Below are 14,088 nucleotides of genomic sequence, written 5' to 3' on the forward strand. Positions count from 1 at the left end.
TTCTTTCATTTAGCTACGTGATAGGGATAATAGCGTCGTGGCTGATCTAGAATTTTGATCAGCTAAGGTGATTGATCGAGTATTTAAATCGAATAGTCGATTTTGAGTAATCATCTGCACCATTGCCATCGTAGGGTTTACATTGCTCAACTCATAAGCGCCCTGCACAACTTTAACGCGTTGATCGGCTGCCGCTTGCTCACCTGGCAGATCAAATAAACCATCATCACCGCGAACCAAATTATTGGTGTTGGGATTGACCAGCTTTAATTTGCCGACTTGGTTCAGGTACTGTGTTCCAGGTATCTGAGTATAGACAGAGCCATCCTCTGCTATGTTCATAGTTGAACCAGTTGGGATAGTGATACTACCGCCCTCACCTACTACTGGTATTTCCTTGCCAACGCTTAATATTCCTTGGTCATTGACCATGAATTTGCCAGCGCGGGTATAGGCCTCTTTTCCATCTGGTCGTCGTACTGCAAAAAAACCATCACCCTTGATAGCCACATCTAAGGGATTAGAGGTAGTTTGTATTTGTCCGCCAGTAAAGTTACTTCCTGGCGTACTCTCAACTGCAAATACTCTTGTATCTGCGCCATTACCGGTAAAGGGCTCACCATCACCCTTTAACGGTACAGCCCGGAAAGCGCTGATGACTTCTCTAAAGCCTGGCGTTAAACCATTCGCCAGATTATTAGAGGTAACAGCCAACTGCTGCGTGGCAGCTGTTGCCCCTGTCATCGAAGTATAAGCGTATCGGTTAATCATAAATTAGCACTTACTGCTTATCGGCTCATATTGATTGCATCATCGACAATGGTTGCTGCTTGCAGTTTTAATGCTTGCGAAGTAGCGGAGTATTGTCTTTGTAGAACCATCAATTGAACCAACTCTGCAGTTAGGTCTACGTTTGAGGCTTCTAATGATTTGGAACGGATTTGACCCAATAGGCCAGTTCCTGGCGCACTTAAAATCGGATCACCTGATGCAGCAGTGGCTGCAAAAGTATTGCTACCATTTGGCATTAAACCATCTAGGTTATTAAATTGCGCCAAAATGAGCTGACCCTTAACTGCCTGCACTCCATTGTCATAGGTTGCTGTTAACTTACCAGAGCTATCAATTGAATAGGCTGATAGATTCGATACGGTATGACCATCTTGAGAATTTGCGTAAGTTTGGGTCGGTGCAGTTAACGCTGTAGTGATATCGCTTGCAACTGTGAATTGCATAATACCGTTCTGGTTTGTTCGGCCATATGCAGCTACTGGAGAAGCACTTAATGCGTTGAGTTTAAAGCTTGTTGTTGCAAAATTCGCAGGCTTTCCATCAGCTCCTGTTGCTAGAGTATCAATATTGATACCGCCTAAAAATGCCATAGTACCGATTGACATTTGCTGTGTATTTAGCGAACCATCGCTCACCTTTCTAAAACTCATATCGCCATCCATGCCAGTGTCTGGATTGTGACCTACTTTATTACCGTCAATCGTCGCATAGACTTCAAATCGATCAGTTGTTGCTGTAAATTGAGCTAGCACTTCTGGATTACCACCTGAAGCTGCGGCATAAGCTACAGTTTGCTTGATTGGAATATGAGTGCCATCTGCTAACCTTAAATCATAGGTTGAGCCTACTGCATTCAAAGCACCGCCAGTTAGAGTTTTTTGCGCTCCCACAACACTCACTAATTCCGTATTAGCGGGATTGTTTACTGAGTCAATAATTTCTTTCTTACCAGCAGTCACCTTGTATTTGGCATCTTCACCTTTATAGGTGCTAGCAATAAAACTTGACTGCTCATTTAATGGCCTATGATCGGTGTCATATTGCAATGGATGGGCTACTTCATCAGCATTAGCCGGAATAGGCTGCGTTGGATTGTAGGAATAAGCACCCGTGCCCTGCAGAGTTAATGTCAAAGGCTGCGAAGAAATCCGCTTATAGTACATGCTAAAAATATGGCCATTACCATTTTGGTCATAAATGGTTTGTGATGTTGCTTGACTGTAAGTAGTGCTATTGGTTGGATCAAAACGAATATCCATAGGAGGATTTCTTGTATCTAGGTTTAAATCTATTTTTGAATTGATCGTTGGTTGTGATGGAAGCGGCTCTGGGCTCAATACCATTGTAGATTTTGCGCCAGAAATAATATTTCCAGCGGTATCTGCTGGGTAACCCACCACCAATAAACCACTTTGATTGACCATCCGGTTTTGGCTATCAGTGCCAAATTGACCGTTACGGGTGTATTCAAACTTACTTGGACTCTCAGTAGGAACAGTTCCCACCACATTTTTGGCCAGCATAAACATACCTGGTCCAGTAATTGCTAAGTCCAGTGGATTTTGCGTAGTTTGCAGCGTTCCATAGGACTGGTCTCTTCTAATAGCCTGCTGCTGGGATCCCATACCAATTCGATCTTTTGCTTGCGCATCATTTGCCTTAAAGTACATATCTGCAAATACAAACTGCGCAGATTTAAATCCAACGGTTTGTGCGTTCGCGATGTCATTACTGACTACGTCAATAGCTTGTGATGTTGAGTCTAAGCCTGCTAATCCGATTCCATATCCCATTTTTTGCTCCTTAGCTTAATTTCTTAATTAAATTAATTGATCCACTGCTGGATTGTTGATGCATTAATCTGTCTACCATCGACCAATGTGAGTAGTGAGTCACCATTAGTCCCCTTACTTACAGCCGCTACAGGTGATGCTACATATACAGTTGGCGACTCTGAGTTACCGGCTGTATTCTTGCCACTAATACTGATGCTGTAGTTGCCTGCAGCCACCTTATTACCACTTGAATCTATGCCATCCCACGCAAAATTTTTCATTCCAGCAACTAAGGTCCCTAAATCAGCAGTGTTGATAACATTTCCACTGCTATCGGTAATAGTTGCAACAACAGAGCTTAGAGGATTAGCTGCATTGGCACCAAGAACTACTGAATTAGTCCCGTCAAAAGAAATACTATTACCCGCTACCTCAGGGCTATGGCCAATCAGCGCAGCCTGATTCATAAAATTTACGCTCTGCATTTGATTGAGCATGGCCGTCATTGAGGTATTCATATTGCTCATACTCGTTACCATATTGAGCTGAGACATTTGGGATGTCATCGTCGATGCATCCATTGGTGCCATCGGATCCTGATTTTGGATCTGCGCTATCAATAGCTTTAAAAAGTTCTGAGTTTGATCTGATGCTGAAGTTCCACTCGATGAACTCGTAGCAGAGCTTGCCGCTACAGTTGGATCGTAGACAGGAATATTGCTCATTGGTCCGGTTGTTGTCATTTTCTTAGCTCTTTATCTATTGATCTATTTCAAAAAAATTCTAGCGACCTAAATCCAAAGTCTTTAACATCAGTTGACGTGTCACATTCATTGCTTCAACATTCATTTGATACGAACGAGACGCTGAAATCATGTTGACCATCTCTTCAACTGGATTGACATTGGGCATTTCTACATAGCCTGCAGCATTGGCTTTTGGATGTCCCGGGCGATATTCCATCCGCAGTGGGGCGTCACTTTCAACAATTTTGCTCACAGCCACGCCGGCGCCAGGTGAATTGGGGGTGGTTATTGCACTAAATTCAACCTGCCGTGCGCGGTATGGACGTCCATCTGGACCAGACATACTTTCTGCGTTGGCAATATTGGAGGCGGTAGTATTGAGACGCATTGCTTGTGCTGTCAATGCAGAGGATCCAATATTAAAGGCGGCTAATAAACTCATGATGCCTGTCCTGTAATCGCAGACATTCGCGCGCGCAATGTACTACTCAACAAACCTAGTGCTGACTCAGTAAGTACTGAGTTCTTGGTAAATTCGCTAAGCTCAACGTCACCGTCGACTGTGTTGTCATCTTTAGATGGCTGATTTGGCACTCGATACAGTAAACGTGGATCTTCTTTAGTAATCTTTCCTTCAATATGTCCAGCATGGGTTGTCACCATCGAAACATCCATTGACGGCTGAGTACCTTCCATCTGGGCCTTCAATACGTCAGCAAAGCGAATATCCCTAGCCTTAAAACCAGGGGTATCAGAGTTTGCCAAGTTATTACCCAAGATTTGTTGGCGAAAGGTACGCAACTTTAGCGCGGCTTCGCCAAAACTTAATGGGTCGTATTGCGGCACTACATTCATATTTACTCCTCCCTAATTGGGAATGACATACCTGAGGGGGAAAATCCTCATGTGTAGATATGCAAAGAGCGTGCCAGTTTTAAACTAATGCCAGAAATTTCAGATAAGCCCTATTGATTAATCTCTGGATCTATCAAAAAGGGCTATTTTTTGGGTCAAAAATAGATAATCACGTTCAAAAAGGGCAAAATTTGCCGTTTTTGAACGAAAGCAGATGGTAATACCTGCCCTTTTCATTTACCACTAAGTAATTTTAGGGTTTTTAGCGCCCGCTAAATGAATGACGAGCTGAGAAATTGTAAACAGCCACTCACCTTAAGGCCAATAAATCTTCTCGAACTCTCGTAAAGACAGTGAACCAATCGCCAGGAACTGGTTGTCGATACAACTTGACCGTTGGGTACCAAGGACTATCCTCCCGGTTAAGTAACCAGCGCCAATCCGGATCATTGGGTAGCAATATCCAAGTTTTTCTACCCAAGGCTGCAGCTAGGTGTGCCACACTAGTGTCTACAGTAACCACACAATCTAATAGCTCAGTCAAAGCTGCTGTGTCACTAAAGTCGTGCAGCTCATCGGCAAAGTTCAAAACTTGGGGATTGGCCTTCAATGTTCTACCATCATCGAAAGTAGCGCCTTTTTGCAAACTAATATATTGGCAATTATCAGGCAAATATAACAATAACTGTTTTAAAGAGATGCTGCGATTATGGTCATTTTTATGACTGCGGTTACCACTCCAAGCAATTCCTACACGCGGCTTGATTCTTGGTCCCAACTTGGCTTCCCAAAGTGCCACTTTGGCGATGTCACCAAAAAGATAGGGATTGCGAGTGGGAATCGTATCAATAGTAGTTTTAAATGCAAATGGCAAGCTCATCAGGGGGCACTGGAAATCAAAATCAGGAAGCTTTTCGCCTTTGTAAGTAGCTAATGCAATACCGTCCAAATTTGCCAGCAAAGCAATCAAGGGCTTTTGCACTTCTACAATTACCTTTGCGCCTAAATCAGACACCAACTTTGCATAACGAATAAACTGAATCGTATCTCCAAAGCCTTGTTCTCCATACAATAAGATTGACTTATTTAATAAAGAGGGTGTGCCAAGCCATAAAGGCTGAGGGAAATCTCTCTTGAGCGGTACAAATACATCTCTTTGCCAACGCCATTCGTAAAATTTCCAGCCATTTATATAATCACCACCGAGCAATAACGCTAAACTTTTATTCCAATAGGCTTCGGCAAAATTAGGATTGATTTCAATGGCTTTGTCATAACTTGCGATAGCGCCACTTAATTGCTGTAATTCTTTTAAGCCATTACCCCGATTATTAAATGCCTCAAAACAATCAGGCTTTAAATCAATAGCTCGACTATAACTTTGAATTGCTTTATCGATTTGCCTTTGCTCTTTTAAGGCATTACCAAGATTGTTATAGGCCTCAGCATAGTCTGGCTTAATTTGTATAGCCGTGGTGTAGCTTCCAATCGCCTCATCAAATTTCTTGAGATCTTTTAAAGCATTGCCAAGATTGTTATAGGCTTCGGCATATTCAGGCTTGATTTGAATAGCCGCAATATAGCTTGCAATCGCTTGATCAAATTTCTTGAGATCTTTTAAAGCGTTGCCACGGTTGTTATAGGCCTCCGCAAAATCGGCAGAAATTGCAATCGCTTGATCAAAACTGGCTACCGCATCTTCTAGCTTCTTCTGAATATGCAAGGTGTTACCACGGTTGTAATACGTATAGGTAGAGTTTGGTGTTAACTGAATTGCGCTATCGTAGCTAACAATAGCAGCATCGTATTTTTGCTTTGCTTTTAAGACATTCCCTAAATTCGAATGGTAAGAAGAATTATTGGGATTAAGTGCGATTGCCCCTTGCATCAAATGTTCTGCAAGATCAAAATTAGCCGTTTCATAAGCAATTAACCCCATTAAATGCATTGCATCAACGTGATCGGGTTGTGCTAATAATGTTTGCTCATATAAATTTTTAGCCTCTTTGAGCTTACCTGTGCGATGGCAAACGATGCCTTGCTCAAATAAATCTTGGGTCTGATCTATTTGCTCGTTAGCCTGAGTGTGGCCAGAAACCAAGCTTAAGTTGCCCCCCGCTTTTCCAGATTTTTGATTGTTAGGGCGCATTGATGGGCTCTTTATATGATTGGCTATCAGTACGTAGCTAGATCAACGATCTTTAGTTTCTTTAACCAAACGATCGCCCTTAGGTTGTAATGGTCGCGCATTCATGGGGTAGATACGATCAAAATTCTTAACTTGTGCCTCACTTACATAAATAGGATTTTTAAGAACAAGCCAAAGCACGTTTTCACTGCACGGTGGTGTTGTCAAAGATCCCATGTAAGTGAAATAGCTTTTATCTGCTGGCAATATTTGATTGATGTCAATCATGACCCCAGGGGTCTCGGTCTTGCCTTTGACTAATGGCACCTTATTCCAAAGAGTATTAATTAAAGGATTCTCTTGGGTAGACTCATCACCCCACCAATATTTTTTGAGTGCTGCTGGCTTTACAGTACTCATCAAGACAGCAACAACCGCTAAGCTACCGTCGTAATGTTGATGTACTAAATGCGCCACCATGTCAGTGCGCTCACCGTTGATCGCTTCTTCACTGGGCTTATGAAAGTGGAACTGAATCAACCGATATTGCCTACCATCGACCATCAGATTGCTACCCTCACCATAACTAACCATGATGGTGTGTCCATTATCGACAATAGATAAAGGCGATGCTCTATACATAAACTCGAGAGGACTTAACTCCGCTTTGACTGCTCGATCAATATTGATATTGATCGGAGATTGAGTCTTACCCTTCAGGCAGGCTAAGTTCTCTTTGCTTAAATTACCCCAGTCATCAGGACCACCAGGTCCATCAATATAAGACCAATGAGGAGCATGTGCCTCTTTCTCAGCAGGCTTAGCTGGCGCTTTAACTACAGCTTTAGCTTTAACTTCTGCAGTAAGCGGCGCATTACCAGCAACCGACAGATCACTGCTGCGAATCACAATATCACCAGATCCCTTGCTAATTTTATTAGTCAGGGCCTTGCTCATCTCATCATCACTAGATGGGCCAGGAGATACTGTTACCTTAGCTTTTTCCACCACCTTATCAACTGGCTTTTCTGCCGGCGAAACTACCTGGGCAGCATCAGACGCGATTACTGGTTGACCAAGCAATAGGAAGTATATGGCAAGTGTTGCCACAGAGAGGGGGCTGAGGATTTTATTCATCATGAGTCCGCTTACGGAAATATTTGTTATTTCGTTTAACAATAGCGAATCAATATATCTTCAGCTACCCTTTGGATAGCCCATATTCAATCTTAAAAGACTCAATATGGCACTTTATTAGCTATTTACGGTCCAGAAGTCACTAAAAAGGCCATTAGCCTTTATCCAATAGGGGCAGAGATTACTTCTTTGAGGGTTTTTTGGTCAGAGCTTTTGGGGCAGGATTTGACTCAACACTATTATTGTTAGAGTTCGGTAAAGGGTCCACCTGAGGGATACGACTAATATTAAACATCCACTCACACTTCATTAAACCAGCACTATCTTGACGACTATCTAGCGGTGTTGACTGCTTTAATGCCACCTCAAGCGCCGCATCCGTTGGTGGCGGAGTTAAATCATTGCTGGTGTACCACTTTAAAAAGCGTTGATACCATCCTAGCTTGGGAAGCTTACCAGGATCAGCATAATAGTTTGAGCTGCAAATTTGCAGTCTTCTTTCGATTTCACTGGCTGGCAAGTAATAGCCCTCAATCAACAAATTAGCCACCTTACTATTACAACGGGCCCAAGCCGCTAGCTCAATTTTGGCGCCAGTGGTATTGGAAGTTGGTCTTTCTTCTAACAACGAATCCACCTCACATTGCATGCGCTGACCACGAACTTTGAGTTTTTTACAGATATCAGCACCCTTGTCACTATATGGGTCGCTCTTCTCTGCAGTCACTGGAAATGGAAACCTCTTATCACAATCGTCTAAAAGATCGAGGGGTTGATTCAATGAATTCTGCTGTATGACAACTTGCTCCTTTCGGCTCAGTCCCTCCTCAACTGAACCCGTTTGCAAAGCGTTTACATCAGATCGATCAGTACTTTGACAGGAAGCCGAAAAACTCGCAATGATAAATAAAAGGCCGCCTAGATATTTAATGAGAAATTTTATATTGAACTTATTTTGCATTTGGTCTTTCCACACCTTGTCGAATAAGCTGCAAAGGGTCTTCAAGCGAGCGCTCTAAGATAATCTGTAGGTCAGGCAAGATCATAAAGATAACCAAAAAGGCTAAGGGTATGCTAACAGCAAAACCGATTGAAAATAAATTCATCTGTGGACTAGTTCTTCCCAAAAAAGCTTGCGTTAAATTAAACATCGTGTAAACCAATAGCACCGGCATTGATAGTACCAAGCCCAAACGAAATGAAGCAGAAAATAAATCTACCAACCCTTTTGAGGTCCAAGATTGAGGCCACACACCTAATGGCACCGTTTTAAAACTGGTCAGCACTAGATCAATTAGGACTAGATGAATATTGAGAGCAAATACTAGCGCTAATACAGTTAAAGCAATAAATTGCGATACCAATCCAGAATCTAAAGTAGGATCCCGAAAGCTAGAAGAAGCAAAACTAAAGCCTGATAAAAAGGACAGAACTTCTGCTGCAATGTCAAAAACCATAAATGCAATGCGCACTACAAACCCAATAAAGGCGCCAATGGCTAACTCAATTGCAGAAGCAAAAAACGTAATCTCTCCTGGATAAGGAATTTTTTCGGTCCCCAGTACCGGCATCAGATAAATACCAAACGCCAAAGAAATAAATAAACGAAATTGCATCGGCACCGTTCGCATTGCAAACATCGGAGCAGTAAGAAATAATCCAAAAACGCGAAGCGAGGCAAACATAAAGATTGCCATGTATTGCTCAATTTGTAGACCGGTAATGGTCAACATAAGTTAATTCACTAAACCGGGTATGCGGGCAAACAGCTCTTTGATGTAGTCTGTGAATAAGGACAAACTAACAGGCCCGATAATGACAATGACAGCAGCAAATACAATCAGCTTTGGGACAAATGCAACGGTCGACTCATTGACAGAAGTTGCCGCCTGCAAAATACCGATGACCAATCCAACTACTAGTAAAGCCATGAGTACCGGCCCTGCTAAAACTGCTGCCATCCTTAAAGCCTGATACACCAAATCAAGAATGACTCCGCTCTCCATGACAATTAATTAATGTAGCTTTGAACTAATGAGGTCGAGAGCAAGGCCCATCCATCCGCCAAGGTAAACACAATCAATTTGATCGGCAAGGAAAACATCATTGGTGAGACCATCACCATACCAAGCGAGGTTAAGATGCTAGCTACTGCAAAATCAATCACTAAAAATGGGAGGAAGATCACAAAGCCAATTAGGAACCCTGTCTTAATTTCTGAAATCGCAAACGCTGGAATTAAGACGGTAAACGGAACATCTTCGCGCGCTTGAATTTCTTTGCCATACATCTTTACGAATAGGTTCAAATCATCTTTACGAGTTTGCTTTAACATAAACTCTTTTAAGGGCTTTGCACCAACTTCAACCGCTTGCGGAAATCCCATCTTTCCAATGGAGTATGGTTGATAGGCATTCTTATAAATTGAATCAAAGACCGGATTCATAATGAATAAAGTCAAAAACAATGAAAGTCCAATTAAGACAATATTAGGTGGCATCGTTGTTAAACCAAGAGCCTGACGTAATAGAGAAAATACAATCAAAATCCTGGTAAAGCTTGTCATTAAAACCAAGGCTGCCGGTAAAAAACTCAGCGCGGTGATTGCTAGGAGCGTCTCAACTGGAACAGAATATAGTGTTCCACCACCAGCCTGCTTAGCAGTCACTAGCGGTAGCGTCTGACTCCATGCTATTAATGGGAAAAATCCGAGTAACCCTATTGCCCCAGTAATGAAGAAGGTATTTTTATTTTTCAACCGCGATTCCTCTTGACCAAGCGTCTTAATTGATTTGCAAAATCAACATTACTAGGCTGCGGTTTTAAATGGGCAACATCTTCTGGGTCTAGTTCGGTTAACAAATTGACTTGGGTAGGAGTATGGCCAATCACCAAGATTCGATTGAGAACATTCACAATAATCACCCGCTCTCTAGGGCCTAAAGCCTGCTGAGCCAAAATCATGACGTGGGGATTACTTGCGCGTACTGCAGAGTCCCGCTTAACTAAATAAGCAACAACCCAAATCAATGCGGCAGCTAGCGCCAGCCAGATGAACGAAAAAAGCAACATGCCTCCAACTGAGGTGCCCATTGAGAATTAACGGTTTATTTTACGCAGACGCTCTGCGGGTGTCACGATATCGGTTAAGCGAATACCATAGCGATCATTCACAATCACCACTTCGCCCTGAGCCACTAGGCAACCATTTACCACCACTTCCAATGGTTCACCAGCTAATATATCTAACTCAATCACTGATCCATACGTCAGATTCAATAGATTGCGAATTTGCATCTTGGCACGTCCAAGTTCAACTGTGACTTGAACCGGTACATCCATCACTAGATCAATATCGTTAAAGTCCGCACCAGCTTTAGCGCCATCTTCTAGATTATTAAATGTCGCCTTGCGAAGGGACCCAGAAACATCAGCGCTCGTCAGTGTTTTTGCTAAATCATTATCGTTTTCAGCCATCTTGGTCCTCTTTTATTCTTGTGCTGAGCCAGTTTGATCCACGGAATCATTGGGCTCAAAAGCGTTCGCAAGTGGATCCATTGTATCGCCTGAGACATCTCTTTGAGCAGGTTCAGAGGCTCGTATTGGGGCGGGCACTTGAGTGTTTTCTGCAAGTTGCTCATAAAGCTCACCTTTTTCAGCACTTCGCATCATGCTAGGCCCAAGACGCGCCTTCTCTAGAGGGCTCTTGAGGAATTCTGCGGGGTGCTGAATCGTACTGACCTTAACTGAATATCGCCCTTCTTTCACGCCATATTGCCCCTTAATTACCGGCAAGCCATCCACATAAACGGTCACGGGGTCATTAATTTCAATGGGGATGATATCTCCCACAGATAAGGAGGTCACTTCACGCAAAAGCATCTGCTTACGAGCCAATACAGCAACTGCAGTAACCGGAGCTTCATGAACCTGATCGTTTAATAAGTTCGTCCAATGTTCATCTGGCTCACTTGCGAAGCCTTGCATGTTGTTATACAAAATTGCCTTGATAGGCTCCATTACCCAAAATGGAATACAGAGGTCAACATCACCTGGTCTGCCGTTAATCTCAATAGTAAATTTAGAATGCAAAACCATCTCCCCAGGAGAGGTAATCTTGGCAAATCCGAAATTAGTCTCTTGACGCATGAAATCAAACTTAATTTCATACACTGCTTTCCAAGCTTTCTCATAGTCATTGAGTAGAGCATCGACTAGGCGACGAATAATGCGCAACTCCGTTGGCGTGTATTCGCGCAATGCAAGCCTTGGCGCCAAGCGACCTTCACCGCCAAACATATTATCAATCGCGATATAAACTACACCTGGATCAACAATCCAGCACCCAACGCCTCGCAGTGGACGAATACCGACGATATTAATATTGGTACGTTCAGGAAATTCAGATACGAATTGCTCGTAGCTTTTGACGCTAGGCATATGCATCTGCACCTCAATCGGCGCACGAATCATATTGAACAAGGATAGACGAACCGCCCGACAGAAGCGTTCGTGAATAAGCTCCAATGTCGGCATGCGCCGACGAGCAATAATCTTCGATTTGTCGAACATTGATTGCTGATCTTCAGCTGCAATGTTCATCTCGACATTGATTGCTCCTGTCGCCATATCTTCCTAAGTGGACTGTCCAGCTTCTATTTTACTGCATTACAAATGAGCTAAATAATACTGCTTGGACAGGTAAGTCCATCTCTGTGACATTCCAAAACTCTGCCGCTGCCTTAGCTGCTTCGCCAGAAATCTTCTGACCTGTAGAAGTTTCTTTTGGTACAGCACCGATTCTCTCCAGATTTTGAATATCAGCAGTGGTGGGCTGTTGTTGCAGTATGTAAATTGCAGTCAGTTGCGGCGCAATAATCGAGTTAATCACCAAAGCAATCTCGCGGGCCAGCATAGTTTTGCCCTCAACAGTTGCTAACTCTTGCATTTGGCGGGAGGATAAAACAGTAATAATCTTATCCCTGATGATGGGATTGAATGTCTTGATCTTATCTTCAGTAGAACTATCGTTCGTTCTAAGAACAATCTTAGCCTGCAAGTAGTGCTCACCACCCCTGCCAGGTAAGTTAACGATCATTTCATCTAGAGCAATATAAATTGGGGCTGCATTTTCTTTACGCTCCATCAACTGGCGCTTGAGAATATTTTCTGGTCGTTTTTCTTCGGCTTCTTGCTCCCTTTTGAGTTCAGCCTTGTGTTGCATATAAAAATATCCACCAACCGCTCCGGCCAGAACTACAACCAATCCAATGATGATGAATAAACCTTTTTTACTCTTAGGTTTTACCTCTTCTGCTTCCGGCTCATGAGGTATGGCTTGGGGCGGAGGCGCGTCCGCATCTAAGGTAGGCTCTATGCGTTCTTCATCTGCCATGCTAAATCCTTTTTTTTATTACGATTTTAAGCGAACAGATGAACTGTACCGCTTTCGCTCTTATTATTACCCGAACTTACAAAACCAGTACTTATCATGGTTTTAGAGGCGGAATCTACAATCTGCTGCTTAGCATAATAATCCTGGCGGGCATTGGCAAAGGATTGACCTGAAGCCTGTTGTGACTGATTTCCCTGCCTAAGATCTAGCGAGAGATTTAAACCCATTTGAGCAAATTCTTGCTTGAGATTTTGACCGCCTTGGTCTAGGCGAGATTTTGTGGCATCACTAGCACCCTCGACGATTAGGTGAGCCTGACCACTTTGATTAATCCGTAAATCGATCCGGATAGTGCCTTGCTCTGGTGGTGTTACCTCAAACATAATGCGGCCACCACCCGACTTGGCAGCGCTCATAATCTCGCTATGTAAGGGACCACTCACTAGGGAGGTCTCTGATTGCTTGATTTGGAACTTCTGAACGGCTTCCGGCGTGTGATTATCTAAGCGAGCCAGACCGCTATTTGCAGCGGTTAGGTTGTTGGGATCTTGGGCACTTAAATCAGTCACTTTTTCTTGCCCCTTGATTTGATGATCAGGGTCAGTTACGGTACGTGTGAAATTATCAACCCCTAAATTATCTTTAGTTACTTGACCTGCAAATAAAGGTGTGACCGAGTTGTCAGAATTTTTAGAGCTTTGAAGGTTTTTGGTTAAGCCAGAATTACTATCTACCCCAATTACTTTATCTGAGAGCATGTGCGTGGCTGGCCTTGCAGATGCTAACGGGCTTGGGGAGGCAACTGTAATAGCAGGGTTTAGGTCTGATGCAGATTCTTTTGGCACTTCCTGAGCTGCGTTAACCGGTTTAGCTTGCTGCTGTAACTCCCGAATCGCACTAGCGATCTCTGGGGTTAGCGTGATCGTTGGCGCCTGGTTAGAAGCTGCTTGGGCTGCTTGAGCAGCTTGGTTTACTAGGCTAGCCAATTGGGGTGCTAGCGGTGTATTACTTTGCTGCGCAAGATCGCGAATGGCATTGATCTGGTCTTGGGTCAGCACGATGGTAGGTGCTTGGTTAGGGGTAGCTTGAGCTACTTGGGCCACCAGACCTTTTAACTGCTCTAAGGCGCTGGCCTGAGCTGCGTTAACCGGTTTAGCTTGCTGCTGTAACTCCCGAATCGCACTAGCGATCTCTGGGGTTAGCGTGATCGTTGGCGCCTGGTTAGAAGCTGCTTGGGCTGCTTGAGCAGCTTGGTTTACT

General features: G+C 43.4%; 16 protein-coding genes. All 16 read right to left on the reverse strand.

Translation table 11 applies throughout. The features are described 5' to 3' along the window. Window positions 1-9: 9 nt before the first annotated feature. On the reverse strand, window positions 10-771 hold the full coding sequence (locus tag ICV38_RS07035; RefSeq protein ID WP_251368128.1) for a flagellar basal body rod protein FlgF: 762 nt from the start codon (window positions 769-771) through the stop codon (window positions 10-12). Window positions 772-788: 17 nt separating this feature from the next. Continuing rightward, window positions 789-2,585 (reverse strand): flagellar hook protein FlgE, encoded by a 1,797-nt coding sequence (locus ICV38_RS07040; RefSeq protein WP_215378677.1) that lies wholly within the window; start codon window positions 2,583-2,585, stop codon window positions 789-791. Between the two features lie 32 nt (window positions 2,586-2,617). Continuing rightward, a complete protein-coding gene (locus ICV38_RS07045) occupies window positions 2,618-3,310 on the reverse strand; it encodes a FlgD immunoglobulin-like domain containing protein (RefSeq protein WP_215378678.1) in 693 nt (230 codons plus the stop codon). A 40-nt stretch (window positions 3,311-3,350) separates the two neighbouring features. After that, window positions 3,351-3,758, reverse strand: coding sequence for a flagellar basal body rod protein FlgC (gene flgC, locus ICV38_RS07050; protein WP_215382835.1), 408 nt, complete (start codon window positions 3,756-3,758; stop codon window positions 3,351-3,353). Next, a complete protein-coding gene (gene flgB, locus ICV38_RS07055) occupies window positions 3,752-4,168 on the reverse strand; it encodes a flagellar basal body rod protein FlgB (RefSeq protein WP_215378680.1) in 417 nt (138 codons plus the stop codon). The genes flgC and flgB overlap by 7 nt, the downstream gene beginning before the upstream one ends. 310 nt (window positions 4,169-4,478) lie before the next feature. Further along, a complete protein-coding gene (locus tag ICV38_RS07060) occupies window positions 4,479-6,317 on the reverse strand; it encodes a tetratricopeptide repeat protein (RefSeq protein WP_215378682.1) in 1,839 nt (612 codons plus the stop codon). 42 nt (window positions 6,318-6,359) lie between these two features. Continuing rightward, window positions 6,360-7,436 carry a carbonic anhydrase gene (locus ICV38_RS07065; protein WP_215378684.1) on the reverse strand — a complete coding sequence of 359 codons (1,077 nt, stop codon included), beginning with the start codon at window positions 7,434-7,436 and terminating at the stop codon, window positions 6,360-6,362. Window positions 7,437-7,614: 178 nt separating this feature from the next. Further along, the gene (locus ICV38_RS07070) at window positions 7,615-8,214 is read right to left on the reverse strand and encodes a hypothetical protein (RefSeq protein ID WP_215378686.1); all 600 of its coding nucleotides are present in this window, start codon (window positions 8,212-8,214) and stop codon (window positions 7,615-7,617) included. A 169-nt stretch (window positions 8,215-8,383) separates the two neighbouring features. Continuing rightward, complete coding sequence (locus ICV38_RS07075; RefSeq protein WP_215378688.1) at window positions 8,384-9,166, reverse strand: flagellar biosynthetic protein FliR; 783 nt, start codon at window positions 9,164-9,166, stop codon at window positions 8,384-8,386. 3 nt (window positions 9,167-9,169) lie between these two features. After that, window positions 9,170-9,439 carry a flagellar biosynthetic protein FliQ gene (locus tag ICV38_RS07080; protein WP_215378689.1) on the reverse strand — a complete coding sequence of 90 codons (270 nt, stop codon included), beginning with the start codon at window positions 9,437-9,439 and terminating at the stop codon, window positions 9,170-9,172. A 5-nt stretch (window positions 9,440-9,444) separates the two neighbouring features. After that, window positions 9,445-10,191, reverse strand: a complete 747-nt coding sequence (gene fliP / locus ICV38_RS07085; RefSeq protein WP_215378691.1) for a flagellar type III secretion system pore protein FliP — start codon at window positions 10,189-10,191, stop codon at window positions 9,445-9,447. Then, window positions 10,188-10,505: a flagellar biosynthetic protein FliO gene (gene fliO / locus ICV38_RS07090; RefSeq protein ID WP_215378693.1), complete on the reverse strand. Its 318-nt coding sequence runs from the start codon at window positions 10,503-10,505 to the stop codon at window positions 10,188-10,190. Before fliO ends, fliP begins: the two co-directional genes overlap by 4 nt. Window positions 10,506-10,532: 27 nt before the next feature. Continuing rightward, on the reverse strand, window positions 10,533-10,910 hold the full coding sequence (gene fliN / locus ICV38_RS07095) for a flagellar motor switch protein FliN (RefSeq protein WP_215329142.1): 378 nt from the start codon (window positions 10,908-10,910) through the stop codon (window positions 10,533-10,535). 12 nt (window positions 10,911-10,922) lie between these two features. After that, window positions 10,923-12,062: a flagellar motor switch protein FliM gene (fliM, locus tag ICV38_RS07100; RefSeq protein WP_215378695.1), complete on the reverse strand. Its 1,140-nt coding sequence runs from the start codon at window positions 12,060-12,062 to the stop codon at window positions 10,923-10,925. Window positions 12,063-12,093: 31 nt separating this feature from the next. After that, a complete protein-coding gene (fliL, locus tag ICV38_RS07105; protein ID WP_215378697.1) occupies window positions 12,094-12,828 on the reverse strand; it encodes a flagellar basal body-associated protein FliL in 735 nt (244 codons plus the stop codon). Between the two features lie 26 nt (window positions 12,829-12,854). Further along, on the reverse strand, window positions 12,855-14,088 hold a 1,234-nt coding region (locus tag ICV38_RS07110; RefSeq protein ID WP_215378699.1), incomplete at its 5' end, for a flagellar hook-length control protein FliK.

The sequence above is a fragment of the Polynucleobacter sp. MG-6-Vaara-E2 genome (genome assembly GCF_018687695.1).
Lineage (GTDB): Bacteria > Pseudomonadota > Gammaproteobacteria > Burkholderiales > Burkholderiaceae > Polynucleobacter.

Bases quoted from the DNA above. Each gene is read 5' to 3' on its own strand.
- ICV38_RS07075 (WP_215378688.1), bottom strand. From the start codon at position 9,166: ATGTTGACCATTACCGGTCTACAAATTGAGCAATACATGGCAATCTTT.
- ICV38_RS07065 (WP_215378684.1), bottom strand. From the start codon at position 7,436: ATGATGAATAAAATCCTCAGCCCCCTCTCTGTGGCAACACTTGCCATA.
- fliN (WP_215329142.1), bottom strand. From the start codon at position 10,910: ATGGCTGAAAACGATAATGATTTAGCAAAAACACTGACGAGCGCTGAT.
- flgB (WP_215378680.1), bottom strand. From the start codon at position 4,168: ATGAATGTAGTGCCGCAATACGACCCATTAAGTTTTGGCGAAGCCGCG.
- fliM (WP_215378695.1), bottom strand. From the start codon at position 12,062: ATGGCGACAGGAGCAATCAATGTCGAGATGAACATTGCAGCTGAAGAT.
- ICV38_RS07035 (WP_251368128.1), bottom strand. From the start codon at position 771: ATGATTAACCGATACGCTTATACTTCGATGACAGGGGCAACAGCTGCC.
- ICV38_RS07045 (WP_215378678.1), bottom strand. From the start codon at position 3,310: ATGACAACAACCGGACCAATGAGCAATATTCCTGTCTACGATCCAACT.
- ICV38_RS07060 (WP_215378682.1), bottom strand. From the start codon at position 6,317: ATGCGCCCTAACAATCAAAAATCTGGAAAAGCGGGGGGCAACTTAAGC.
- ICV38_RS07080 (WP_215378689.1), bottom strand. From the start codon at position 9,439: ATGGAGAGCGGAGTCATTCTTGATTTGGTGTATCAGGCTTTAAGGATG.
- ICV38_RS07040 (WP_215378677.1), bottom strand. From the start codon at position 2,585: ATGGGATATGGAATCGGATTAGCAGGCTTAGACTCAACATCACAAGCT.
- fliO (WP_215378693.1), bottom strand. From the start codon at position 10,505: ATGTTGCTTTTTTCGTTCATCTGGCTGGCGCTAGCTGCCGCATTGATT.
- fliL (WP_215378697.1), bottom strand. From the start codon at position 12,828: ATGGCAGATGAAGAACGCATAGAGCCTACCTTAGATGCGGACGCGCCT.